Raw genomic sequence first — 1,639 nt, 5'->3', positions numbered from 1 at the left:
CGTACAGCGCGCGGCCCTCCGCGGTCAGGCCGCGCCCCGGCGTCCCGCGGGGCACCCGGGCCGCGTTCCTGCGGTCGATCTCGGACTCGACGGGGTCGCCGAGCCGCAGCTCCAGCCGGGTCCCCAGCAGGTCGCGCAGCGGCGGGCGGACATCGAGCCACCGCAGCGCGGTGCACAGGACGTGCACGCCGAGCCGAAGGCCGCGGCGGGCGACGTCCAGGACGACGGCTTCGAGGTCCTCGTGATCGGCGCGCAGCCGGGTCAGCCCGTCGACGGCCAGGTAGACCCGGCCGCCGGCGGACGTCGGGTCGTCCTCGCGGCTGCGCACCAGGGCGGCGACGTGCCGGATGGTCGCGCGGACCCGCTCGGGCTGGGCCGCGGTGGCCACGGCGGCGGTGTGCGGCAGCGCTTCCAGGGCGGACAGCCGGCCACCGGACAGGTCGACGACGAAGAAGGCCGCCTCCTCGGGGGTGTGCCGCAGGGCGAGGGCCAGCAGCAGCGTGCGCAGCGCCGTGCTGGTGCCCGCGCGGGTCGCGCCGACGATCCCCACGTGCCCGCGGCCGCCGGACAGATCCACGAGGTAGGGCTCGATCGCCTGGCGCTCGGGCAGGTCCACCCACCCGATGGGAACCTGCGCGCCCTGCCCCGCGACCGACCCGTAGCCGCGCCCCGGCCGGGTGGCGAGGTCGTCGACGAGCTCGTCGAGCCGCGGCGAGCGCTGCGGCGGTGGGACCCAGATCGGCCGGGCGCGTCCCGGCCGCCGCCCGGCGCGCCGGGTCGCCTGCTCGAGCACCGTCTGCCCGTCGGCGCCCGCGGTCCGGTCGGTCTCGGGTCCGTTGGCGTGGGCCCAGCGGCGGACCGGCCCGGGTCGCTCGGAGGCGGGGGCGACCGCGGCCGCCGTGGACCGGTCGGCGACGAAGCGCACGACGGCGCCCGCGGCCTGGAGGTATCCGTGCCCGGGCGTCATCGGCAGCGCGGCGGCGTCCGGGACGCCGATGACCGCCCGGGACTCCGCGGCGCCCTGGGTGCGCAGCGCGATGCGGTACGACAGGTGCGCGTCGAGGCCCTTGATGCGGCCCTCGTCCAGCCGCTGGCTGGCCACGAGCAGGTGCACGCCGAGGGAGCGGCCGAGGCGCCCGATCTGGGTCAGGACGTCGATCGTCTGCGGCTCCTGGGCCAGCAGCTCGCTGAACTCGTCGACGCAGACCAGCAGCCGCGGCAGCGTGCCGGAGGGCAGGTCGACGATCGACGCCACGCCGTGCGCACGCAGCACCCGCTGCCGCCGGGCGAGCTCCGCGGACAGCGCGGTCTGGGCCCGCTCCACGAGTCCCGCGTCGTCCTCCAGGTTGGTGATCGAGGCGGCGACCTGGGGAAGGCCGTCGAACGGCGCGAACGTCGCGCCGCCCTTGAAGTCGACGAACGCGAAGCACAGCTCGGCGGGGCCGTGCCGCTCGAGCAACCGGCAGACCAGCAGCCGCAGCAGCTCGGACTTGCCCGACCCGGTGGCGCCCACGAGCAGGCCGTGCGGGCCCACACCGCCCTCGCCCGGCTCGCGGAGGTCGAGCACCAGCGGCGTCCCGGCGCCACCGCGGCCCAGGACCGGGCGCAGCGGCCCGCCGACGTCGTCCGCCCCGCCGCC

1 protein-coding gene is annotated in these 1,639 nt (G+C 77.9%); it reads right to left on the bottom strand.

The window, feature by feature from the left end; translation table 11 throughout:
• Positions 1-1,639: FtsK/SpoIIIE domain-containing protein (locus F8A92_RS18390; protein ID WP_267130061.1), on the bottom strand; the 1,639-nt coding region annotated here is incomplete at both ends.

The organism is Cumulibacter manganitolerans (assembly GCF_009602465.1).
In the GTDB taxonomy this organism is placed as follows: Bacteria; Actinomycetota; Actinomycetes; order Mycobacteriales; family Antricoccaceae; genus Cumulibacter; species Cumulibacter manganitolerans.
This window is presented reverse-complemented; position numbering and strand designations above follow the sequence as displayed.